Origin of the sequence: Burkholderia sp. SCN-KJ (assembly GCF_024656005.1) — a bacterium.
GTDB lineage: Bacteria > Pseudomonadota > Gammaproteobacteria > Burkholderiales > Burkholderiaceae > Burkholderia.
Genome location: NZ_JANKOG010000018.1, coordinates 15,414 through 38,389, shown reverse-complemented (window position 1 = coordinate 38,389; position 22,976 = coordinate 15,414). Strand labels below are relative to the sequence as shown.

At 64.8% G+C, this 22,976-nt stretch carries 20 protein-coding genes; 11 read left to right on the top strand and 9 right to left on the bottom strand.

Annotation, left to right across the window (positions count from 1 at the left end):
- Positions 1-16: 16 nt before the first annotated feature.
- From NQV17_RS26225 to sctU, 7 genes are read right to left on the bottom strand one after another with little or no spacing between them, the layout of a single operon-like run.
- Positions 17-994, bottom strand: coding sequence for a hypothetical protein (locus tag NQV17_RS26225; RefSeq protein ID WP_257774483.1), 978 nt, complete (start codon positions 992-994; stop codon positions 17-19).
- Entirely contained in the window at positions 991-1,251 is a 261-nt protein-coding gene (sctS, locus tag NQV17_RS26220; protein ID WP_257774482.1) for a type III secretion system export apparatus subunit SctS, read from the bottom strand. The genes NQV17_RS26225 and sctS overlap by 4 nt, the downstream gene beginning before the upstream one ends.
- 4 nt (positions 1,252-1,255) lie before the next feature.
- A complete protein-coding gene (sctR, locus tag NQV17_RS26215; RefSeq protein WP_257774579.1) occupies positions 1,256-1,903 on the bottom strand; it encodes a type III secretion system export apparatus subunit SctR in 648 nt (215 codons plus the stop codon).
- Positions 1,887-3,017, bottom strand: coding sequence for a type III secretion system cytoplasmic ring protein SctQ (gene sctQ, locus NQV17_RS26210; RefSeq protein WP_257774481.1), 1,131 nt, complete (start codon positions 3,015-3,017; stop codon positions 1,887-1,889). The genes sctR and sctQ overlap by 17 nt, the downstream gene beginning before the upstream one ends.
- A 13-nt stretch (positions 3,018-3,030) precedes the next feature.
- Complete coding sequence (sctP, locus tag NQV17_RS26205; RefSeq protein ID WP_257774480.1) at positions 3,031-3,837, bottom strand: type III secretion system protein SctP; 807 nt, start codon at positions 3,835-3,837, stop codon at positions 3,031-3,033.
- 36 nt (positions 3,838-3,873) lie between these two features.
- Positions 3,874-5,799: an FHIPEP family type III secretion protein gene (locus tag NQV17_RS26200; protein ID WP_257774479.1), complete on the bottom strand. Its 1,926-nt coding sequence runs from the start codon at positions 5,797-5,799 to the stop codon at positions 3,874-3,876.
- Positions 5,800-5,816: 17 nt separating this feature from the next.
- The gene (sctU, locus tag NQV17_RS26195) at positions 5,817-7,169 is read right to left on the bottom strand and encodes a type III secretion system export apparatus subunit SctU (RefSeq protein ID WP_257774478.1); all 1,353 of its coding nucleotides are present in this window, start codon (positions 7,167-7,169) and stop codon (positions 5,817-5,819) included.
- Positions 7,170-7,205: 36 nt separating this feature from the next.
- Between sctU and NQV17_RS26190 the strand changes: the two genes are divergently transcribed.
- The 10 genes from NQV17_RS26190 to sctC all read left to right on the top strand — a co-directional run bounded on the left by NQV17_RS26190 (position 7,206) and on the right by sctC (position 16,835).
- Positions 7,206-7,667, top strand: coding sequence for an HrpB1 family type III secretion system apparatus protein (locus NQV17_RS26190; protein WP_257774476.1), 462 nt, complete (start codon positions 7,206-7,208; stop codon positions 7,665-7,667).
- Positions 7,668-7,682: 15 nt separating this feature from the next.
- On the top strand, positions 7,683-8,114 hold the full coding sequence (locus NQV17_RS26185) for a hypothetical protein (protein ID WP_257774475.1): 432 nt from the start codon (positions 7,683-7,685) through the stop codon (positions 8,112-8,114).
- Positions 8,115-8,142: 28 nt separating this feature from the next.
- The gene (sctJ, locus tag NQV17_RS26180; protein WP_257774474.1) at positions 8,143-8,913 is read left to right on the top strand and encodes a type III secretion system inner membrane ring lipoprotein SctJ; all 771 of its coding nucleotides are present in this window, start codon (positions 8,143-8,145) and stop codon (positions 8,911-8,913) included.
- Entirely contained in the window at positions 8,910-9,626 is a 717-nt protein-coding gene (locus tag NQV17_RS26175; protein WP_257774473.1) for a type III secretion protein HrpB4, read from the top strand. The genes sctJ and NQV17_RS26175 overlap by 4 nt, the downstream gene beginning before the upstream one ends.
- Complete coding sequence (sctL, locus tag NQV17_RS26170) at positions 9,611-10,474, top strand: type III secretion system stator protein SctL (RefSeq protein ID WP_257774471.1); 864 nt, start codon at positions 9,611-9,613, stop codon at positions 10,472-10,474. The genes NQV17_RS26175 and sctL overlap by 16 nt, the downstream gene beginning before the upstream one ends.
- Complete coding sequence (sctN, locus tag NQV17_RS26165; RefSeq protein ID WP_257774470.1) at positions 10,471-11,802, top strand: type III secretion system ATPase SctN; 1,332 nt, start codon at positions 10,471-10,473, stop codon at positions 11,800-11,802. The genes sctL and sctN overlap by 4 nt, the downstream gene beginning before the upstream one ends.
- Entirely contained in the window at positions 11,799-12,290 is a 492-nt protein-coding gene (locus NQV17_RS26160) for a hypothetical protein (RefSeq protein WP_257774469.1), read from the top strand. Before sctN ends, NQV17_RS26160 begins: the two co-directional genes overlap by 4 nt.
- 15 nt (positions 12,291-12,305) lie before the next feature.
- Positions 12,306-13,136, top strand: coding sequence for a type III secretion system export apparatus subunit SctT (sctT, locus tag NQV17_RS26155; RefSeq protein WP_257774468.1), 831 nt, complete (start codon positions 12,306-12,308; stop codon positions 13,134-13,136).
- Positions 13,137-13,298: 162 nt separating this feature from the next.
- Complete coding sequence (locus NQV17_RS26150) at positions 13,299-14,747, top strand: helix-turn-helix transcriptional regulator (RefSeq protein ID WP_257774467.1); 1,449 nt, start codon at positions 13,299-13,301, stop codon at positions 14,745-14,747.
- Positions 14,748-14,756: 9 nt separating this feature from the next.
- Positions 14,757-16,835, top strand: a complete 2,079-nt coding sequence (sctC, locus tag NQV17_RS26145) for a type III secretion system outer membrane ring subunit SctC (protein WP_257774466.1) — start codon at positions 14,757-14,759, stop codon at positions 16,833-16,835.
- A 168-nt stretch (positions 16,836-17,003) separates the two neighbouring features.
- Here sctC and NQV17_RS26140 read toward each other — a convergent pair whose 3' ends face one another.
- Positions 17,004-18,080: a hypothetical protein gene (locus tag NQV17_RS26140; protein WP_257774465.1), complete on the bottom strand. Its 1,077-nt coding sequence runs from the start codon at positions 18,078-18,080 to the stop codon at positions 17,004-17,006.
- Positions 18,081-18,169: 89 nt separating this feature from the next.
- On the bottom strand, positions 18,170-18,991 hold the full coding sequence (locus tag NQV17_RS26135; RefSeq protein ID WP_257774464.1) for a hypothetical protein: 822 nt from the start codon (positions 18,989-18,991) through the stop codon (positions 18,170-18,172).
- A 951-nt stretch (positions 18,992-19,942) separates the two neighbouring features.
- Between NQV17_RS26135 and NQV17_RS26130 the strand changes: the two genes are divergently transcribed.
- Positions 19,943-22,975, top strand: coding sequence for a hypothetical protein (locus tag NQV17_RS26130; protein ID WP_257774463.1), 3,033 nt, complete (start codon positions 19,943-19,945; stop codon positions 22,973-22,975).
- Position 22,976 lies beyond the last annotated feature (1 nt).

The window sequence follows — 22,976 nt, the reverse complement described above, 5'->3', positions numbered from 1 at the left end:
GGGATAGCGCCCGCCGTCACCATCCGCGGCCGCGGCGGATCAGGGCTGAAAGCGCGGACATGCCCATCGCGCGGCCGGCACGCGTGCGGCTGCGACCGAGGTTGAGCAGCGCGATAGGCAACAGCAGATTCATCGACTCCTCCGCCGGCGAGAGCGGTCGCCGCGCCGCGCTGCGGGCATCCGTCGTCTGCGTATCGCGCCCGCTTTGCGTGGCCGCGGCGACGAGGCGTTCGCGCACCTGGGCGAGCGTCGCCCGCGACGTTCGTGAGTCGTCGGGCATCCGCATAAACTCGCGGACGATCGCGAGCACCTGATAGGTCGAACTGCCACGCATGGCTTCCTGACGTGCAGGATCCATCGCATTTGCATGCGCCGGAGCCCTATGCGTCGATGCGGTTCGCGGTGGGGGCACGTTCGTGGTCGCTGCCGGCCTGGCTGTCATCGCTCCGGCTGGCCCTGCCCGCGACGCACGTATGCCGAGCAGCGCCGCTTCGGCGCGTGCGCCAGACGCGAACGTCGAGTCGTCGCCGCTATCATTCGCGGTCGTGCGCCAGTGCTTCGACAGCACCGATTCATCGCGTGAATCGCGCATCACGAGATGCATCGGCAACTCGCGCGCGGGCAGGTTCAGATCGTCGTCGTGAGTCGAGCGCTTGCCTGCCGTCTCCGGGCTGGCGCAATGATCGTCGTGATCGAAGCCGTGCTGGCTGCCGCGCGAATCGCGCGCGTCGACTTTGAGCACACCTGTTTGATCCCTTCGAAGATGCTGATCGAGCATCATCAGCAGCTCTTCGCTTTCGGAGGCAGGATCGTTCGCGTCAGGGCTCTCGGCGCTGCGCCGCTTCTTCAGCGATTGCCGTTTTGCGCGTGAGAGCGCATGGCGGTGATGCGGTTGCGGCGTGGCCAGCACGGCCTGCTGTTGCGCCGCGTCCGCCTCGGCTTCGGTGAAGAGGTCGGGCGGCGTGTAGCCGATGCCGATACGTGGGATGCTCATGGAAACATCACCTGCATAACCGTTCGAGCGAAGTTCTGGATCGCGGCAGCGCCCCAGGGCGCGGCAATCACGATGACGACCGTGACGACGACGAGCTTCACGCTCTGCGAAATGCTGGAGTCCTGCAGCGACGTAACAGCCTGAAAAAAGGCAATCAACAGGCCGGTCACCGCGGCCACCACGACCGGCGGCAACGACACCATCAGGCACAGCGTGAGCGCCTGCGTGGTGAGATGGGTTATCGCGTCGTATTCCAAGGCGTCACCTGTAAGTAGAGATGAGTCCGTGGATCAGCGTCGACCAACCGTCCAATGAAACGAACAGCAGCAGCTTGAACGGAATCGCGACGTTGGTCGGATTGACCTGCGATAGTCCGAGCGCCATCAGCACGTTGGCGATCACGAGGTCCATCACGATGAAGGCGAGGTACAGCAGGAAGCCCATCTTGAACGCGGCAGTCAGCTCGCTCAGCGTGAAGGCGGGCGCAAGCACGATAAGGTCGTCGGGTTTGAGTTCGGCGGCACGCTCGGGCGGCCAAATCTCGCGGGCCGAGCGCAGAAAGAAGGCTTTTTCCCGCTCAGACGCATGACGCTTCAGGAACACACGAAACGGCTCGCGCGCGGCGTCGAGGAGCGGCATCACCTGCATGCCGGATCCGCCCTCGCCGGAAAGCTGGGCGCGGTGCATCGCTTCCATGCCAACGGGCGCCATGATGAAGCACGAAACCATGATCGCGACGCCGTTCAGGACGGAGGTGGGCGGCACCTGTTGCAGACCGAGCGCGTTGCGCAGCAGCCCGAGCACGACCACGATCTTCGTGTAGGACGTGACGACCATCGCGGCGAACGGCAGGACAGCGAGCGCGAGCGCGGCGACGAGCAGGGACGCGATTTCAGGTGTGCCGTTCATCGGAGTTCGCAATGTGCTGGATCTGGATGCCGAGGTTGTCCCCGACCGCGACGAGTTCGCCGAGCGCGAGCGTTTGCCCATGCGCGACGAGGCGGATTTCCGCGTCGGCAAGCGCAAGCGGCAAGGTCAGGATGTAACCCGGTTGCAATGCGGCGATCTGTGCGAACGTGAGATTGACGGTCACCACCTCGATATGAACCGGCAGCTCGACATCGCTCAGATCGACGGGATGGCCGGTGGCCGAGGCGTCGCCGGAAGACTCGGAAGAGGGTTCGGACAAACTGTCGAGGGAAAGGTCGTGGTCGTGGCTCATCATCTCTGGAATCGTGTCAAGAATGAGGTTGCGTCCGTCGATGCGCGCGTGCGCACACGCGGCGCGGCCAGTTGCCGCGCCCCATAGCAGGATCGCGTGCTCGAGTGGCGCACCATGCGCATAATCGCGCGCACGCGGCCAGCCGAGCAGCACGTCGCCGGTGCGCAGCGACGCCAGCAGCGCCGCGCCGCAGCGGCGGCTGCGCAGCCGGACGCGGGTCGGCACGGCGAGGCCGGCGAGCGCATCGGGCAGCGCGATGTCGGGTGTTCGCGTGGACGTGTTGGACGTCAGTCGGCGCTCCAGTGCAGCAGCGAGCGCGGCGGGTGCTTCGAGCAGTGTGACCGTGTGGGCGACGCCCGCATGCTCGTATCCGATAGGTAGTGCGCCGGCGCTGTGCGCGCTGCCGCGCGGTTCGGCGTCAAATGAAACGTCCTGCACGGACGGCAGTGCGACGCCGTGTCCGGCCAGCATGCCGAGCGGCCCAGCGAGCCACAGGTTGGCAAGCGCGGTGCGGCGCTCGGCATCCGGTTCGAGCCCGATCGCTTGCAGCGCCGCATGACGGCTCACGTCGACGCTCACGCATAGCTCGCCTTGTGCGCTGCCGATTCGCAGTCGCACGGCATGAGCGGCACCCGCAGCGCTGCGCGTCTGGGCGCCCACGGCAGGTGCGGCCGCTAATCGGAAGGCAAGGCCGGCAAGCCGGCTGCGCGCATCAAACAGCGTGCGCGACACGCCGGCGAGCGCCGGCGTGTAGTGGCGCAGCCTGTCCGCGACGCGGGTGCAGCCTTGGGGCAATGACATGATTCGGATTCCTTTAGAGTACAGTGACTTCCACCGCGATCCGGCTGTCGAGACGGGCCTGGAGCCGGGTTTTCAACTCGTTGCCGTTGTCACAGATTAGCTGCCGGGCGCGGGGGTCGCGGCTATCGAAACGAAGCGTTAGGGCCGAGCCCGAAAGGCTCAGATGCAGCTGCGTGCGCGGAAGAATGGAGGGATCCAGTTCGACAGCGATCTCCCACTGTCCCGTGCGCCTGACTGCGGGGCTCGTGCAAAATCCGGCTACCTGTTCCGCGAGATGCTGGGCGAGCAGATCGCCTTCGGCCGCCCGAGCGCAGCGGCGAACCATCTGGATGCCAAATAGTTCGTCGGGGATTGCGTCGTGCGAATCGGGTGGGTGTTCCCTCGTCATCCGGCGGCCGGATGCGTTTGCAGTGCCGCCTGAATCCGCCACCGACGCGCGGCGACCTTTGCGCAGCGCCATGAGTGCACCCGAAAGCGGATGCAACGGCGGCAGCGGGGGCATCACGGGGAGAGGCGAGGGTGGCGTATCCAGCGCCGCAGCACCATCCAGCGACGATGTGTCGGCGTGAGCGTCTTGATGGAAACCGTCGTCACGCGCGTTGTCATCCGGCGAACCATGACCCGACGTCTGGTCTTCTTCGCCGTTGCTGCTTCGTTGACGTGCGGCGTCGTAAAGTAAGCCGAAACGTTGAACGTCGGGATCGGTTTCGCTGGAGACAGACGACCTGACGCACCTGTCCGCCGTATGCGGTGCGGTGTCGGTGCGTGGTGGCACAGGCGGCGTGATGCGTATCTCGCGGGTGGATCGAATGCGTGTCATCGCGTGCTATTCCGTCAAATCTCCGGCAGGGCGCCGTCAGAACGCGACGCGGCCGACTGGCTGCAGATCGACGTCTTCGCCCAGTTCCTGGAACGAATACACCTCCAACCCCTTTAACCGTTGCTCGATCATGCGCCGGAAGTAGCGGCGGATGTCCATCGAGGTGACGACCGCGAGACCATCTGGTGGCTGCGGGCCCACCAGCTCTTCGACGGCTTCGAGCAACTGCTCGACCTGCTGCGGTTCCAGCGTCAGGAAGTTGCCTGCCGGCGTCTGCTTGATCGACTGGCGGATGGTCTGTTCAACCTCGACGTCGAGTACGATCGCGGCCAACCGCCTGGTGCCGCCCGTCGCCCGGTGCGCGATGTAGCGGCCGAGATCGCCTCGCACGTATTCGGTAAGCAGCAGCAGATCTTTCTCTTTCGCGCCCCAGTTCACGAGGCTCTCGAAGATTGCGCGCAGGTTGCGGATCGGCACGTGTTCCTCGAGCAGCCGCTTGAGCACTTCGGCGATACGCAGCACGGGCACGACCTTCTGTACTTCGGCGACGAGCCCGGGATACTCGACGCCGACGCGTTCCAGTATCCATTGCGTTTCCTGCAGGCCGAGAAAGAGATGTGCGTGCTGGCGGACGATGTCGCCGACCGCATCGGCAAGCGCCTGTTCACGGCCGGCTTTCGCGGCCGGTAGTTCGACCGGTGGTTGCGGCACGTCGTGCAACAGGATCTGATACGAAGGGTTCGGCACGGCGGCGCTGGTCCACACGGCGGTGCGCGGAAACGGCAACCCGAGATCGTTGACGAGCGCCCTGCGCGTCGTGTCGAATGCGCGATTCAAGGTGGCCGTGTCGAATTGCGCCGCGAGCTGCGGCGCGAGACATACCGAGAGCGGGGCGGCGAAGGCGGGCGGATGCGCGGCGATGGTCGGTGGGTGCCCTTTGTAGCCGTCGGTGCGCAGCGACGACAGTTCCGGGCCGGCATTCGGCTCCTTGCTTTTCGTCTGCTTACGCAGCACATGGCCGCCGCCGAACAGCGCAGCGGCCAGCAGCACGAAAAGCGCCGACGGAAAGCCCGGCACGAGTGCGAAGCCACCCAGCAGCACGGCGGCGCCATAGAGCGCGCGCGAACTGGTCGAGAGCTGACGCACGATCTCGGTGCCGAGCGAACTGGGTTTGCTGTGTTCGTCGGCGACGCGCGTGATGAGGATGCCCGCTGCGACCGAGATCAGCAGTGACGGAATCTGCGAGACCATCGCGTCGCCGATCGACAGTACAGAAAAGCGGTTCGCTGCTTCGCCTGCGGTCATCCCGTGATAGCTCACGCCGATCACGATGCCTGCGAGAATGTTCACGAGCGTGATCACCAGACCTGCGATGGCGTCGCCCTTGACGAACTTCATCGCGCCGTCCATGCCGCCATGCAGCTGGCTTTCGATTGCCAGCATGCCGCGGCGGCGCTGCGCGTCTTCGGCCGTGATGTTGCCGGCGCGTACGTCGGCGTCGATACTCATCTGCTTGCCGGGCATCGCGTCGAGTGTGAAGCGCGCGCCGACTTCGGCGACCCGTTCCGATCCTTTCGCGATCACGATGAACTGCACGGTCGCGATGATCAGGAACACCACGAGCCCGACCACGAGGTTGCCGCCTACCACCAGTTCGCCGAAGCTCTCGATGATGTGGCCCGCCTCCGCATGCAGCAGGATCGACTTGGTGGACGCAATGTTCAACGACAGACGGAACAGGGTCGTGAAAAGCAGCAGCGACGGAAATGAATACAGAGAGCTCGCGTTCGGTATGTACATCGTGACCATCAGCAGCAGTACGCTGATCGTGATGTTCAGGCCGAGCAGCGCATCGATCAGAAACGGCGGCAGCGGCAGGATCATCAGCGAGATTACCGCGACGATCAGCGATGCGATCGCGACTTCGCCGCCGAACTCGTTGAGGCGGACTGTCTTGAACATGAGCTTCTCCGTGAATGTCAGGTAGTGGCCTCGGCGTCGCTGCGCCGTCCGCCGATGTTTTCGACCCACGCGAGCACTGCGGCGACCGCATCGAACAGCGGTTCGGGAATGGAGTCGTCCAGCGTGACGCGATAGAGCGCCCGCGCGAGCGGGGGATTGCCGATGACCGGAATGCCGCGCCGTGCCGCCTCTTCGCGGATCACGCGCGCCTCCGCATCGACGCCCTTCGCGATCACACGCGGCAGTCCGCATTCGGCGGGGACGTAGCGCAGCGCGACCGCGTAGTGGGTCGGATTCACGATGACCACATTGGCGTGCTTCACGGGCTGTTGCGGTGCCGACGACGCGAATTCGCGCGAGAGCTTGCGGCGCTCGCTTTTGATATGTGGATCGCCTTCCGAATTCTTGTTCTCGCGCTTCACTTCGTCCTTGCTCATCCGGTGATCGCGAATGAAGAGCCACCGCTGCACACCGTAGTCGGCGGCGCCGATCACCAGATAGAGCGTGCCCGCAATGCCGAACAGCTTGCACAGCGTGCCCCACGCGATGCCGTCGATGCTGTCGAGCGGCTCGTATACGACGCCGATCATCAACGGTGTAAGGAGGACGATCGCCTTCCACAGAACCGCGGAAATCACGACCGCCTTGATCACGGTCTTCGCGAGGTCGATCAGCGAGCGCAGCGAGAAGATGCGCTTGAGACCCGACGCGGGGTTGATCGCATCGAACTTCGGCTCGAGCGGCTTGGTCGAGATCTGCAGGCCTACCTGCGCCGCAAGCGCGGCGATGCCCGTGATCGACGCGGCGAGCGCGACAGGGAGTACCAGCATCAATGCGCACGTGCCGGCCTCGACGAGCAGGTCGCGCAACTGCACCCCGGGCGACTCCATTCGGGCGACGTCGAGGCTGCGGTGCATCAGTACGTGCAACTGTTCGGCCATGTGAGGCCCGGCAACGGTAAAGCCGACTGATGCCACAAGCAGGATTGCGGCGAACGGCAGGTCCGTGCTCTTCACGGTCTCGCCGTCGCGGCGCGCATCGCGCAGCTTCTTGTCGGTTGGCTCTTCAGTTTTTTCGTCGGCCATCGCGAAGTCGTCGGGGAGGGGAATTGCGGTCGATTGTCGGCGGCATGCGTCGCTGCGACTCACGTGCGCGGCGAATCGTTGGGTCCGGCACCGAAGCCGGCCACGAATTCGAGCGAGCCCGGGCGGGCCCGCACGCAGCCCGTACCGAAGCCAGGCGCTGCCGAACCCCGCCTTTCGTTCAGTGCGCTCACGTTTCGCCGCAACGGGCGGCCGACGCGGAACGTGGGCGTTACGGTTCACCCCAGCGTCGGCCACCGCGCAGCCGTTTGCCACGTCGGCAGACACGCAGGCACAGGCGTTTGATCTCAAGAGGAGTGCTCCATGTCCCTGACGAAATGCAGTAACCGGCTAGTGTCGGCATTGATCGAGGCGCTGATGTTTGGTGCGAAGCACGGCCATATCGCACAGTCCGAGCGGCTGCTGGCCGCGCTGCACGTCTTGCGTCCCGAGTTCGTCGAACTGCACGCGTACGACGCATGGCTGATGATTCGCAGGCGCGACTTCGCGGAAGCCGTGCGCCTTTTGCGCACGCTCGAGCAGCGCCCTCTGCGCGGCTCCTTCGGCCCTTACGTGGCGGCACTGCTGGCGGTATCGCTGTGCGGACTCGACGACCCGGCGTGGCGCATCTATGCCAACGAAGTGGCGGACAAAAATGAAGACCCGGATTCCGTCGAACTTGTGATGACGCTAATGGGCAAGCACAAAGCCGCGCCGGCGGCCGAGGTGCAAATCGATCGCGGCGCGTTGCAGCAGTTGATGCAGCGCCGCCATCTGCGCGCATAGGCTCGGAGAATCGCGATGAACCCCATGATTCCACCGTTGCCGCCGCTTGAGGCCACGTCCGCCGTCACGCGCGAGGAAGCCGTGAGCCGGCCCGCGGCAGGCGGCGCAGCGGGCGCAAACACGTTGTCCGAGCCCGGCTCGGCACTCGTCGATCTGTTTCGCAGCAAGCTCGATGCTGCACGCCTCGCGCCGCCGAGCGCTTCGCGCTCGCATGGTCCTTCGGCACTGACGGAAGTCGTTACCGAGGAGGACCACGCAGTCGCGAGCCTGCGTGGCGACGTCGACCGTTTTGCCGGCGAGGCCCCGTTGATGACGCCGCAGGAGGCCGTGGCGCAGTCCATCAAGGTGCAGATGCAGGTGTCAGAGATGGTCGGCAAGCTCTATGTCGGCGAGGCGGTCGCGCAGGGCACCAAGGGCTCCGTGCAGACATTGATGAAGAACCAGTAGCCGAATCAGAACGACAGGACGGACCAAGATGGCTTCCTACCTCAAGCTGGCACGCAGGGCCGTGCTGCTGTGTTTCGTCGCGGTGTTGATGACCGGTTGCAGCAAGCAGCTCTTTGCGCAACTGTCCGAGAGCGACGCGAACGACATGCTGGCGGTGCTGCTCGACGCGCGCGTGGATGCGAGCAAGCAAACGGACGACGGTGGCAAGACCTGGAGCGTGGCGGTGCAGAGCGAGCAGTTCGCCCGCGCGATGGACGTGCTGCGCGCGCATGGGTTGCCGCATCAGCGCTTCCAGAATCTGGGCGACATGTTCAAGAAGGACGGGCTGATCTCCACGCCGACCGAGGAACGTGTGCGCTTCATCTACGGCGTTTCGCAGCAACTGTCCGAAGTGCTGTCGCGAATCGATGGAGTGGCATATGCGAACGTACAGATCGTGCTGCCGAACAACGATCCGCTCGCTGCGACGGTCAAGCCGTCATCGGCCGCGGTGTTCATCAAGTATCTGCCGGGCACGGACGTCTCGACGCTCACGCCGAATCTGAAGAACCTCGTCGTGCATGCGGTCGAGGGCCTCACTTACGACAACGTCAGCGTGACGATGGTGCCGGGCACGGCCGCGCCCGAGGCGCCAGCTGCCGTTGCGCCGCGCGTGCCGCCGGAGTGGTTGTGGGCGGGCGCAATCGTTGCAGTGGGCCTGCTCGCCGCGATGCTTGCGTGGCTCGCGCGCCGGTTCGGTTCGGGATTGATGAGCGTGGGCATGCGCTTTCGCCGGCGGGCAGACGGAGCCCCGACGTGAGCGTGGCGCGAGCGGGAGCCGATGCGTTCAGGGCCAATGAGCACACGCCGGCCCGGGCGGAAGCGGAAGAACTTGCGTTTTTGGATGCCGAGATACCGGACGCATCGCGCCTGCTTCAATGGCTCACTGCTTACGAAGCGCGCATCGCGGAAGCGGCGTCGCGTTCCGGCCAAGAGCAGTGTAGTCGCCTGAACGTACCGTTCACGGACGGTGCGAGCCGCGCGTGGTATGTCGCGCGGGATATATGGCTTGGACCGGCCGTGCCCGTCAGTGCGTTCGCCGCGCGTGCGAACCGGCTTGCGTTGCTCGACGGCGCGTGGTCGCGCCGGGTGCTCGCCGGGCGGGCGATCTGGCCGTCGCGTGGGCTATTGCGCCGGATCGTTTCGGGCGCGAGACGCCGCGTGTTGCGCGATGCATTGGGTGAACACGCGTTGACCGTGCTCATGCAACTGGGCCTGAATATCCCTTCGGCTTGTACCGTGCTTCCCGCCGATCTCGCCGTCGATGCACTCGCGCGCGCCGGTCATGCGCTCTTTGAGCGCGACGGCGCGTTTACGCTTGCGCCCGCGCGGACATTGATCAGCGTCGCGTTGGATCACGCCGCCGGTGACGAAGGTGCGTTCGCAAACGCATCGATCGATCCTCACGGGTCCGCGGACTTTCTTCTCGCGTGTGGCGCGCTGTTCCCGGAGTTGACATGGTTATTTGGCTGAGAGGGCCGCAAGGCGGCATTGGCATCGATCGCGATGTGCTGCGCGCGCCGGAACTCGCGCAGCTGATCGAACTCGATCGGGCATCCGCTCATTTCGAGCGCCGCGCGGATGAACTGCTCGCGAGCGCGCAACGCGATGCCGACGCGATCCGGCAGGAGGCGGTCGAAGAGGGCGAGCGCATGCTGCAAGCGGCGCAGACGAAATACGATAACGCTGCGCGGCTCGGCTACGAAGCGGGCCGGCGCCGCGCGTTGTGCGAAGCACATGAGGCGATGCTGCGCGGCGCGGCCACCGAGCGCGATCTCCTGATGGCATTGCGCGAGCGCATCGCCGATGTCGTGATGGGCACGATCACGCGAGTGCTCGGCGAAGCGGACCGCGACGCGCTGTTCGCTCAGATTGCCGCGAGTATCTCGCGCAGCCTTGAAGATACGTCGTTTCTGACGGTGCGCGTCGCCGCATGCGATGTCGAGGACGCGACACGCGCATTTCGACGCGCGTCCGAGGAACACCGCTGGCCGGTCAATCCGGACGTGGTGAGTGATGGCGCGGTGGAACCCGGCAGCTGTGTGTGCGAGTGGGACCATGGTCTGATCGAGGCCGGCTTGCCTTCGCAACTGCGCGCGCTTGCCGCCGCGATCCGGCGCGTCGCGCGCACGGAAGTAGAGAGCAGTCGAGTCGTTGCGGATGCGCCGCTGTTTGCCGAACGCACGATGCCCGACGCGAGCGGCGATGCGCTTGCCGACTTCCCGTGCGACGCCCGGGACGGCATGCGGCCGGACGCCGAACCCGACTGGCAAACCGAACTGCACGTCGGCCCGTCCCGCCCCGCCGGAGCCCCGCGATGACCGAGGTCACCGCTTTCATCGATGCGCTGAGCGAGGAGCTTCTGGTCGCCGACGGTGCCACGCGGCAGGGCAAAGTCGTAGAGGCTGTCGGCACCCTGCTGAAGGTTGGCGGACTTGACGCGACGCTGGGCGAGCAGTGCGAACTGCGCGACGCGCGAGGTATGCTGCTGCAACGCGCGGAAGTGGTGGGTTTCACACGCCAGTTCGCGCTGCTCGCGCCGTTCGGCAGCGTGGCGGGCCTGTCGCGCACCACCCGCGTGACGGGGCTTGGACGTCCGCTGTCGGTGCCGGTCGGCGACGCGCTGCTCGGACGCGTGCTCGACGGACTCGGTGAGCCGATCGACGGTGCGGGTCCCATCCATTGCGATGCGCCGCGTCCGGTGATGTCCGCGGCGCCGGATCCGCTGACGCGGCGCATGGTCGATACGCCGCTGCACACTGGCGTTCGCGTGATCGACGGCCTCATGACGGTGGGTGAAGGTCAGCGCGTTGGCATCTTCGCGCCCGCGGGCGTCGGCAAGAGCACGTTACTCGGCATGCTTGCGCGTGGTGCGCAGTGCGACGTCAACGTGATCGTGCTCATCGGCGAGCGCGGCCGCGAGGTGCGCGAGTTCATCGAGTTGATACTCGGCGAAGACGGCATGGCGCGCAGCGTGGTGGTGTGCGCGACTTCCGACCGATCGTCGATTGAACGCGCGAAGGCGGCTTACGTCGGCACCGCGATTGCCGAGTACTTCCGCGATTGCGGGCTGCGCGTGCTGCTGATGATGGACTCGTTGACGCGTTTCGCGCGCGCGCAGCGCGAGATCGGTCTGTCCGCCGGCGAGCCGCCCACGCGGCGCGGCTTTCCGCCCTCGATTTTCGCTGAGCTGCCGCGCCTGCTCGAACGTGCCGGGATGGGCAAGCAAGGTTCCATCACCGCGTTCTACACCGTGCTCGCCGAAGACGAAGAGGGCAACGATCCGATCAGCGAGGAAGTACGCGGGATTCTCGACGGACACCTCGTGCTGTCGCGTGCGATCGCGGCGCGTAACCGTTATCCCGCGATCGACGTGTTGCACAGCCTGAGTCGCGTGATGACGCTGGTCGCGAGCCCCGGGCATTGCGACGGCGCAGCGCGCATGCGCAAGCTGATCGCGAAGTACGTCGATGTCGAGCTGCTGCTGCAGATGGGCGAATATCAGCCGGGCGCGGACCCGCTTGCCGACGACGCCGTGGCGCAGCACGAGACGATCGATGCGTTCCTCGGACAACGTACTGACGAATGGGCCGACGGCGACGCGACGCATGCGTTCGTTGCCGAATTCGCCCAGTTCGGCGACTCATGACGGCGTCCGCGATCCGCAAGTGGCGCACCATCGTCGCGGCGAAGGCACGGCGATGCGAGCGCATCGAGGCCGATCTCGCGCGTGAGCGGCAAGCGCTCGCGGAGCGTCAGACGTTGCTCGACGAAGCCGTGCAGGCGCGCACTGCAGCACAGAACAATCAGGTGGAGCACGAGGCCCGCATCGTATCCCTGCTCGATGGCGCAATGCGTCTGCCCACGTCCCACTATCTGCTTCACGACGCGTGGCGCGGGCCGCTGAAGGAAGCGCTCGACGAGGCGCGCGCGGCCGAGCGCAAGAAGCGTACCGCGCTCGAGCGTCAGCAGGCGCAGGTGGTCGAACAGGCGGCTGCACTGTCCAAAGCCCAAGGTTCGTTCGATGAATGCCGTCGCAAGCTCGACACGCTGCTGCGCGCCGCGGCCGTGGCCGCCGAACTCGCTGCCGACGAGGAAGCCGCCGAAAACCTGCTGGCCCGCCGCCATGCGCGGTAGCCATGAGAGATCGCCATGACGCATGACTTTCACACGTGGGCCGAGGCATTGCTCGGCTGGTTCGAGGCGTATCACGACTTCATCGTCATGATGGTGCTCACGGGCATTCGCATCATGGTGACGTTCCTCCTGCTGCCCGCGACGAGCGACACCGTGTTGCCTGGCACCGCACGCAACGGCGTCGTCTACGTGCTGACCCTGTTCGTCGCCGCGGGGCAGGCCCCACAGGCGTTCGAGTCGATCAGCAGCGCGATGCTGCTGGTGCTCGCCTGCAAGGAGGCGTTTCTCGGTCTGGCATTCGGTTATAGCGCGGCGACGGTGTTCTGGATTGCGCAGTCGCTCGGCACGCTGATCGACGACCTCGCGGGGTTCAACAACGTGCAGATGACCAACCCGCTACGAGGCGACCAGAGCACGCCGGTGTCGACGCTGCTGCTGCAACTCGTCGTGACGCTGTTCTATGTCGGCGGGGGCATGCTGTTCGTTCTCGGCGCGCTGTTCCAGTCGTTCAAATGGTGGCCGACATATGTGCTTTATCCGTCGCTTGCCGACACCGCGCTGACATTTCTGATCCAGCGCAGCGACTCGATCTGGACCGCGCTCGCGAAACTCGGCACGCCCGTGATGCTGGTGCTGGTGCTGGTCGATCTCGGTCTCGGCATCGTCGCGCGCGCCGCGGACCGGCTCGAACCGACTTCGCTCAGCCAGCCGCTGCGCGGCGTGATCGGCGTGCTGATGCTGATCGCACTCGTCGCGGTATTCGCTTCACAGGTCGTCACCGACGTGCGGCTCGGCGATCTGTCTGCTGTATTGGCGAAAGGAATGCTGTCCAATCCAGTACACTGAAGACGCTGAATATTGTTGTGAAGTGTCGTGCCGATTGTTGAGTTTTCGTGAGCGTGATGTCTCTACCATGGTTTCCGTGCCCGGCAATCCGCCGGGACCACAGGTCTCGCAGGGCGAATCGTAGGGTTCGCCGCATCGGACACATCCTGAGGTGGAACCATCATGTTCTCGACGATCTATTTTGCTTTGCTTTCAGGTCTTGCACAGAAGCGCCGTCTGCCCGCGTATGCGACGTCGATGCTCGACGGCGCATCCGAACGCGCTTACTGCCTGGTCGACGATGTGCTCGAGCGGCCGGCGCACAAACTGGTGGAAGCGGACGACGCGCGGCTGGTTGCGGTCGCCGACGCATCGCTTCTGCTCGGCTACGAGCAGGATGCGGAAGAAATGTACCGCCGTGCTCAGAAGATGAACGTAGGTGACGACAATCGCCTGCGCGTGCTGTCGTGCCGCAATGCGGGCTGGCAACTGATGATGCGCGACCGCTACGGCGCGACCGCAAAATGTTTTGCGCGCATCGTCGATGACGACGCCGCGTCGCCGGCCGATGTCCTCGAAGCACTGATCGCCGCGGCGCTCGTGCATCATCAGGTGGGACGTCAGCGCGATGCCGACGACGCGCTACTTCGCGCTGCGGAACTCGCCGACACGCAGGAAGAACCAGGCTGGCGTCTCGTAATCGCGCTGCTCGCCCGCGAGTTTGACGTGCAGTTGGGCATCCGTACGGCGACCACGCTGAGTGACCACGCGTTCTGGAGTTCTGCGCATCTGGCGCGCGCGCAGAGTGCGGGCGATCGCGCCGATCTGACGCGCAAGCTCACCGAAACGAAGGTGTTGATGTCGCCGATGCCTGCGCTTCTTGCGCAGCGGCACGAGTATCTGGAGCGCCTTGCGATGCTCGCGCGCGGCGAACGCATTGCCGTGGCACCGCTCGTCGAGCTGATAAGCCATCCAAAACACTTTCGCGGTGCGGGCCAGGCGTTTCTCGCTAAAATCGATATCGTGCTGGCGAGCCTGGCAGGCGGACTCGACGACGTTGCCGACACGGTGCTCGAAAAAGTCAGCCGCGCGGAAGCCGATACGGGCACGCGCCGCTGCAATTTCGACTACCTGTACTGCGTATCGAAGCTCGCGGTGCGGCGGGGCAATCCGGCCGAGGCACTCAGGCTCTATGCGAACTACGCGTCCGAGGCGCTGCGTTGCCTGCGCTGCGAGACGCATGGCCTCGGGGCGACGCAATCCGCCGCGAGTCGCGCGCTGCCGGCCGACGATATTTCGTCACGTCTCACGGTGAAATATCGCCGCGCGTATCGGTACATTGTCGAGAATCTCGAACGCGCCGATCTGAATACGCGCGAAATCGCCTCGCAGATCGACGTGACGGAGCGCGCGCTGCAACTCGCGTTCAAGCGTTCGATCGGCATGTCGCCGCATGCGCTGATTCGCAAGCTGCGGCTCGAAAGCATCCGTAACGACCTGCTGAACGACGATCGCGTGCAGGGCTCGATTTTCGATACCGCGAGCCGCTGGGGCCTGAAGAGCCGCTCCGCGCTGGCCAAGGGCTATCGCCGCGAGTTCAATGAGTCGCCGTCCGAGACGATCCAACGCTAAGGGCTTGCCATGAATGCAATCGTTTTCGGCCGCCGTGGCGCGGCTTTCCGGGTGCGCATGCTGTGCGCAGCCCTCATGGCAGCCGCCGCATTGCCGGCCCATGCCGAAACTGTCACATGGCAGGGCACTCGCTTCGAATACGTCGCGGATCATAAGGATCTCAAGGACGTGCTGCGCGATTTCGGTGCGAGCCAGCATGTAATGACGTGGATCTCGCCGCATGTCGAGGGCACGGTGACGGGGCGCTTCGACGCTGCGCCGCAGCGCTTTCTCGACCAGATGGCGGGATCGTTCGGCGTGCTGTGGTATTTCGACGGCTCGGTGCTGCGCATTTATGGGGCGAACGAAGCCCGCAGCGCGACGCTCGGCCTGACCCATGCGAGCACCGAGGATCTGCGGCGCGCACTCGGCCGCCTGCAGATCGAGGACCCGCGTTTCCCGGTGCGCTACGACAGCGTATCGCGCACGGCGGTCGTCTCCGGTCCACCGCGCTTCGTCGACCTCGTGACGGATGTCGCGCATCTGATCGATCACGAATCGATTCCTGGTGCGAAGGTCGTTGTGCAACGTTTTCCGCTGCGCTACGCATGGGCGACCGACCGTAGCATTGCGATCAATGGCCGCAGCGTCAACGTGCGCGGTGTCGCGTCGCTGTTGCGCACCCTGTATGGTCAGGGCGTACCGGCCGCCGGCGGCGATGCATCGGGCGATGCGCCGCCGGCACGGCGCGACGCCTACCGCGTGCCGAGCGTGCGCGAGATGCAGGACGACGGCATGACGACGGGCGCGACCCGATCGGCGGGCGGACATCCGCCGCCGTTGCCGACGCTGCCGGGCCTCGGCGCCGGCTCGTCATACGGCGCTCGCGACGACGGCATGGCGCCGCCGCCGTCAGGCGGCATGGTGGACGCAAGCATGGACTCGAATCAGGCCCGTGACGGCGGTGCTGCGCCCGCAGCGGGACGCGCGAGACAGCATGCGGCGCAGGCGGCGCCGACGATCGAAGCAGATTCGCGCAGCAATTCGATTCTCGTGCGGGACCGCGCGGAGAACATGGCCGCGTTCGGCTCTCTGATCGAATCGCTGGACACGCGTCCAGGCATCCTCGAGATCGACGCCAGCATCATCGAGATCACCGATAACGCATTGCAGGAACTCGGCGTCGACTGGCGGCTGCACTCAGGTCACGTCGATATCCAGACAGGCAACGGCCAGCAGTCTCAGACAAGCAACCCGGGCTCGCTCAATCCGCAGGGTTTCAGTAATCCATTCGACGTCGCCAGCGCGGGCGTGCTCGCTACACCGGCGGGCGGCGTGCTGACGGCGGTGGTCGGCGGAGCGGGGCGCTATCTGCTGACCCGTATCAGCGCGATGCAGCAGACCGATCAGGCACGTATCACGGCGAGCCCGAAGGTCGAGACGCTGGATAACGTTGAAGCACTGATGGACAACAAGCAGACGTTCTACGTGCAGGTGGCGGGTTACCAGTCGGCGGATCTTTACAGCGTGTCGGCGGGCGTGTCGCTGCGGGTGCTGCCGTCCATCGTGAACTCGGGCAACGGTGAGCAGATTCGCATGGACGTGCATATCGAGGACGGCAAGTTGACCGACCAGCAGGTCGGGCAGTTGCCCGTGGTCAGCAACAGCACGATTGACACGCAGGCGCTGATCAATGAGGGCGACAGTCTGCTGATTGCGGGTTATTCGGTGGATCAGGACGACCATACGCAGATCGCCGTGCCTGTGTTGTCGAAGATTCCGCTCATCGGCGAGCTGTTCAAGTATCGCAAGCATCAGGGGCAGCGGTTTCAGCGCCTGTTCCTGCTCACGCCGCGTGTGCTGTCGGCGGCCGCGGGTGGCAGGGCGAGTGGTGGCGAGAATGGTGGCACCAGCGGCGGCATGAATGGGACAAGGACTGTCCCAAACATAGGCGTGGGCGATGGCATGGGCCCCGCGGCGCTGCCGCCCGATGCAATGAACTTTCCGCGCGTGCCCGCGATGACTCGTGTCGCGCAGATCTCCACCTTGCCGATGCCGCAGCTCCAGCCACGGCAACCGACGACCTCGGCCATCGACGACAAACCCTGAAACCATGCGGGGCCCAGTGCCTGCGGCCATCTTCCACTGCCTGCGCGACGAAATGCGGCCCGCACGATGTGCGGGCCGTATGTTCATGAATCAAACGAAAGCAGAAGGCGCAAGCAAAGCCAAAGGCAAAAAGCGACGAGACGGCGATGGGCTGTTTGCGCCACAGCCTCAGGCAACGCGCCGGCGATTGTCGGCGAGATAGCTGAGAAGCAGCGTATCGAGCACGCCGGGAGGCGGCCCCGCCTGCTGGGTCTTCCCGTCCTTGTCGTTCTCGTCTTTCTTGTCTTTCGACTTGGCCTCCTTCTCTTTCGAGCCGTTCGCCTTGCTGCTATCCCCATCGGTCTTTCCGTCGCCGTGCCCGTGTCCTTCGGGGCCCGCGTTCTTCGTCGTTGCGGTTTCCATCGAACGCGTTTCATGCGGCCCTTCGGCGCCACGGTGGCCGCCACGGCGTCCCGTGCCGGCGGGGGCAAGCGATGCCAGCATCAGCCCGTCGCCGCCCGCTGCCATCACGGTGTCGGCACCGCCCCCTGCCCCTGCGCCGCCAAGCACCTTGCCGGCCAACTTCTGCGCGCCCTGGCCGGCCTCCATCTCCGTGACCGACTTGACGACCTTGCCGATGCCACCATGCATTGCGGCGGCGATCGTGTTGTCCAGCGCCTCGCTGCCGATATGCGCGGCCGCGAGCGTCGATGCCGCCACGGTCGCGGTGAGCCCTTCCGGCGTGAGATCGGCGGCGACTTCGAGCGCGTCCTCCCCGACCGTCGCCAGGTCGTTCACCATTCCCTTGAAGTTGCCATGCGCGAGATCCTTGATTGCGTTGACCGAGCCCGAGACCACGCCTTCGGCCGACGACACGAGGTCCTGGGCGGCCGCATCGACGCCCTTGTTGACGTCGTTCTCGACGGTCTGGACGCCCTTGTCGACCTTGTTCAGCACCTTATCGAAACCCTTGCCGAGATGCATGTTCTGCAAGCCTGCGAGCGTGGCGTCCGCGCTCGCGGTGGCCGCGTCCGTCGCAGTCTTGCCGACATCATCGGCCGTCTTCAGCAGGTCCTGCATGGCCAGCTTCATATTGCCCTGCATCAGCGCCTCTGTCATGGCCAGTGCGTCCTGCAGCACCTTCTTCAGGTCCTTTTCCAGCGTATGGGCCACGTGCTCGACGCCGTGCACGACGGCTTTAGCGGCTTTCTCGAGGTCGTGACCGACACTCTGGAACGCATGCTTTATCTTCGAAAATATACTCATTACTTGCTCCTCAGTGCGCACGATCCGCCCCGAGCCGCGCGATTCCGACGGCCGCGAGGCTGAGCGTGCGGCGATGTTGATGGCGTGCTTCAGGCCTTCGTCTTGTGCTCGCTCGACGGCTTGTTGAGCATGGACAGCAATTGCGAAAGCAGTTTCAGCAAGTCGCTCGTGAGCGTATTCGGGTCGGTCGAACCGTTCGCGTTATTGGATCCGTTGGTGCTGTTCGCGCCGTCCGTGCTGCCGGGGTTGTTGCTCGGATCGTTGCCCGTATCGTTCGAACCGTCGGTCTGCGAGCCATGAAGCTGCTGCAAAAGCTGGATGATGTCGGACAGCAGCGCCTGGATCTGCGACGCCTGAGCGCCGCCGTTTGCGCCGCCCTTGCTGTCGCCGCCGGCCTGGTTGCCGCCTTGCGCACCCTCCATCTGCTGGAGCAGCTTGAGCAGATCGTCGATGAGTTGGCCCGTCTGCTTGTCGAGACCCTGGCCGCTTTGCGACGATTGTTGCAGCGTATGCAGAATCTGTTGGAGCAGGGACGCGATCTGACTTTGCAGATCGTTCGAGCTGCCGGATGGGGCGGTGGTGTTGTCGGTCGACGGCGCCTGGGTGGAGTCCGGGCCTTGCGTGGAACCCGGCGCTTGCGTCGAGGCGCCGCCGTTGTTGCCGGATGCGCCGCCGCCCTGCGAACCGCCGCCTAGCTTCTGTTCGATGATCGCGAGAATCATTTCGAGCAGCTTTTCGACGTCGTTGTTGCCGAGTTTGCCGCCGCGCTTCAGGTCCGATTCCAGTTGCTGGAGGTCGGCCTGGATGTTGGTGTTGCCGATGTCGTTGCTGATCTTGCTCATGAATAGCCTCTTAACGTACGCGATGAGATATGCGCAGCGGCGTCGGGCTCGCTGCGTGTCGATGTCCATCCTGTTGGCCGCGCGACGGCCGCCTGGCGACGACCGTCCCGGAATCAAGCGTAAGAGAGCCGACAGACCGTCCTGTGTCCGGAAACGAAACAGCTGGTGTAACGGCGAATGAGCTTGTCGAGCGGCCCCGTCGGTCGGGCGGCCAGAGGCCATATCGGTCGCCAGAGAATGGCGATCGGAGCGCGCTCGACTACGCGCCGGTGATCCATCGTCGAGGCTTGCTGCCTTGTCGTACTCGAGAAATTCGCCGGCTCATGGAGGGAAGCGAAAGCCGATCCCGATCGACACGGAAAGTCGTTGGGCCGCTGCGGCCCAGCCCCGGGTTCGTCCATCGATAGCGCCCGTCTCGTGTTTTCTTTCAACGCCGCGCCTTTCGCTCTCGTCGCCGCTCTTTCGCCGGATCCATCAGTTGCGAGCTGAAGCATTCACGAGAATGACATGCACATTCACCCGGAACGCAGGCAACGTTTTGTTGTGAAAGCCGTTCGGTAATGCAAATCGCAATCCAAACAAAAGAAAACGGTTGAGAAGGGAGGAGCGCATTGTTTCGTCGAAGCAATGCCTTGTCGCGACGCGTTGTTGCACATTTCCACAGCGGTCCGGATTGCCCGCGAGCCCAGTCAAGTCGATTGAGCTGCCTTTTCTTCGTTGAAAGCACGGAGCGAAAAAATGCCACGCAAAATCACGTCGTCCCCCGTAGCATCGAGCAGCGCGGCTTCGCCCGGAAGCGAGTCCGAGCACGCCACCCCGCCATCGACGGGCGCGCCCGGCTCGAGCGCGACACGCAGTCGCAGTCGCGGTAGTGGTGGCGTGTTGAGCGGTTTGAACCGAGCGCTGAGGGCCACGTCGAAGACGGTCGCCTTTCCGTTCTACACGAAAACTTCTACGACACCGACGCGAGCCAAACCTGAGCCCAAGGTCGTTCGGGTCGAGGCACCGCGCCCGCGCCGTATGGGCCAGCTGCCGTCACTCGGCCACAAGCACGAGCGCAATATTGACGCGATCGTGCCGCAGGCAAAGTCGATCTCGGCACGCGCGGAGGTCCGGTTTGGTCTGCCCGAAGACATGCGAACGCCGGAAGGTGCAAAGCGTTACATCGGCACCCAATGGCGGCAGGTCGAAACCGATGGGCAATTCACGGCGGCCGATATCGACCGGTTAGCCAGCATGATCAGCGAGCGTCTGCTTTCCATCGACAACGTGGTTGCCACGCAAAGCGCCCATCAGCTCGAGACGCCGGCCGGAGCCGCGGCCGATGGCGGCCAGCAGGCTGCCTCGCATGCGATCCTGGTTTCGGACGCGCTTGCGCAAGCTACCGGCGGGGATCCGGTCCGCGCACGTGCTGCTTTGGAGGCACTGCTCGACAACACGCAGCACGAGAGCCCCCGCGTACGCGCCGACGTGTTTGCGCTGCAGATCGCGCTCGGGGCAACGGGCATCGGCATGGAGACTTTGCTCGCTATTGCGCCGCACGTCCTGCACGACCACGGAGCAGCGGGTGACGCGAACGCATCGGAAATTCTCCGCGAGGCATTCCGGCACGGGTTGCGCGCCGCCGATCAATTGCTGCGCAACAAGCCTGCGGATGAGGCGGGTCCGGCAAGCCTTGAAGAACTCGCGGCGCTGGCCGACAAGGCGCTGCCGGTCGCCGAGCGCGTGCGAACGGACAGCGTGAGCGATATTGCGGCGGAGCCGGCGGCGTCCGAAGTCACCCCCGCGTGGCTCGCCAACCCGGCCAATACGCTGGCGATCAAGGCGCTGCAGGCGGCGAACGTGCTGAGAGCCAACCCGGCCGCGAACTGCCCGCCGCATCAGGCAGCCGCATACATGGCGTGGCGCAATGGATTCGACCGGGAAGGGCCGGGCACGGATCTGGCCAACACGCAGCAACGTTTCTTCAAGCTTTTCACATACGCGGAACGGGCCGCCAGGACCGGGATAGCTCGGCGCGCCGTGTCGGGCTTTCTGGGCAAACAGAAGTCCCCGCTGTCAGCGCTGCAGAACTTCGGCACGGCCGGTATGCTGCTCGGCCATCCGGAGCAGGAGTTCGCCCACTTCACCGGTGCGCTCGCTCCCGTCAAAGAACGACTGGTCGAGGGACTGAAAAGTCCGGCCACGTCGCATGAGTCGAAAATCCGCTTCGCCGTCCGGCTCGCCGCGCTGGAGCAGTGGGAACAGCGCATGGCGACGAAAGGGCTGCGCAGCAAGTTCAAGTTTTCGTCGTCCGATCGCAAGGCCATCGAGGTGCGGGCCCGCGCTGCACTACCCAGTCAGCCCGCGCGAGATCGCGAAAATGACGTGCCCGCGCCGAACCTGGAAGGACACATGCTCGACTTCAATCACAATCGCGATCGCAACATCGCGGCGATCAGTGCCGAAGTGAAAGCACTAGACAAGATGTCTCCGGCGCAACTGGAGACCTGGGCGGCGGAATCATGGGGTGCCTCCGAGCAGGTGCCGGCGTCCGTCACGGAGAAAATCGACGTATTCCGGACGCGTCTTGCAGGTGGCGACATTCGCCCGCAGCGGGGGGAAGCCAATACCCAGCTCGACGCCATCAACGATCTCGTCCGGCAAATGCCGGACGCTTATGACATCCGCTTCAGTAGCGGCGGAATGTTTGGGCTGGCGAGCATACCCTCGGAATCCTTGACTGCGTTTTCGCACCATCTCGGCGTGCCGCACGTGTCGGTGCTGCCGGACGTGGGCTACATCCGCGGACGTCACGCGGTCATCGATGTCGGCTCGAATTCGCACTTCGGCCACGTTTTCATCGGCTCGGACTCGCGCAATTCACTGTATGGCGGCCTGGGAGGCTTCGCCGGGTGGTCGTTCGGCAAAAAGCACAAGCCCGTCTTCAGCGTCGGTGGTTCGCTCGGCCTTCGGCGTAGCTACGACACGGGTGACGCTCGCGGCGTGACGATTCGGACGCGCCGTTCGGACAACGAACAAGCGGGTAGCCCCGATGCATGGCGCAGCACGATGCACGATGTGTTGAATACGGCGCGACGCGCCGGGCCCAACGACGAAGCGCCGCGCAATGCCGAGGAAATGTGGGGTGGGTTGACCCAGCGTTTCTGGAAGGATCCCGCTGTCTCGATCAACTGGACCGACAGCCGAAACAAGACGCACGCAACCACGGCAACCGCCGGTATCACTGCGCGTATCGGCACCTCGCGCACACCTTCGACGAGTTGGGGGCCGTCGCTCGGCGCGAGCCTGAGAAAAGTCTCGAAGGCGCTCAGCAGGACGAAGGACATCGCGGGCACGCATGCGATCAATGTCGCCACGAACAACAGCGGCCGGGGTGTGTCCGTCTCGGCCACGCTCGTCGAAGGGCTTCCCAGTGCTTCGATGCCGCATCACAGTGGACATCTGGCCACGCTATCGTTTCCGTCGCAGCCCTACTTCGGGGTTGGAACGACGCTCCTCTCCACCAATACGAATGCGGCCCTTCGAATCGGCCGCGAGGGTGACCGTACCGTTGGCAAGCACACGTACAAGGATACGGAGTTCGGGACCTTCGACGAGTTGAAGCAATACGTCGACACCCACCGCGCCGAATGGATGACCTCGCTCGGCGGCGACGCCGCGGCTCGCGACAAGCTCGACAAGTGGATGGCGCAAGTCAAGGAAGGGGCAACGGCCGGCAACCTCGTCATGGGCGAGCGCTTGGATATGCACGAGGGAGCCGCACGGAATCTCGATTTCCTCATGCATCGCAAGCAACGTCTGGAACGCCTGACGAAGCCGACGCCAGCTCAGGCGCGTGAGCTCGCGAGGATCGACACCGACATCCGAAAAGTGCTGGGCAACGAGAATAGCTGGCGCAGGCAGTCGCTGTACGTCCTCGAAGCGCTCGGTACCCAACGCACAGTCGGGCTGTCATTCATGCTCAACGCGCAAAGCGCGCAGAGCGTAGCCGGCGTGCGCGAAATGGCCGTGCTTTCCGCTGCCAAAGAGCCGGAAGCCAACCGCACTTGAC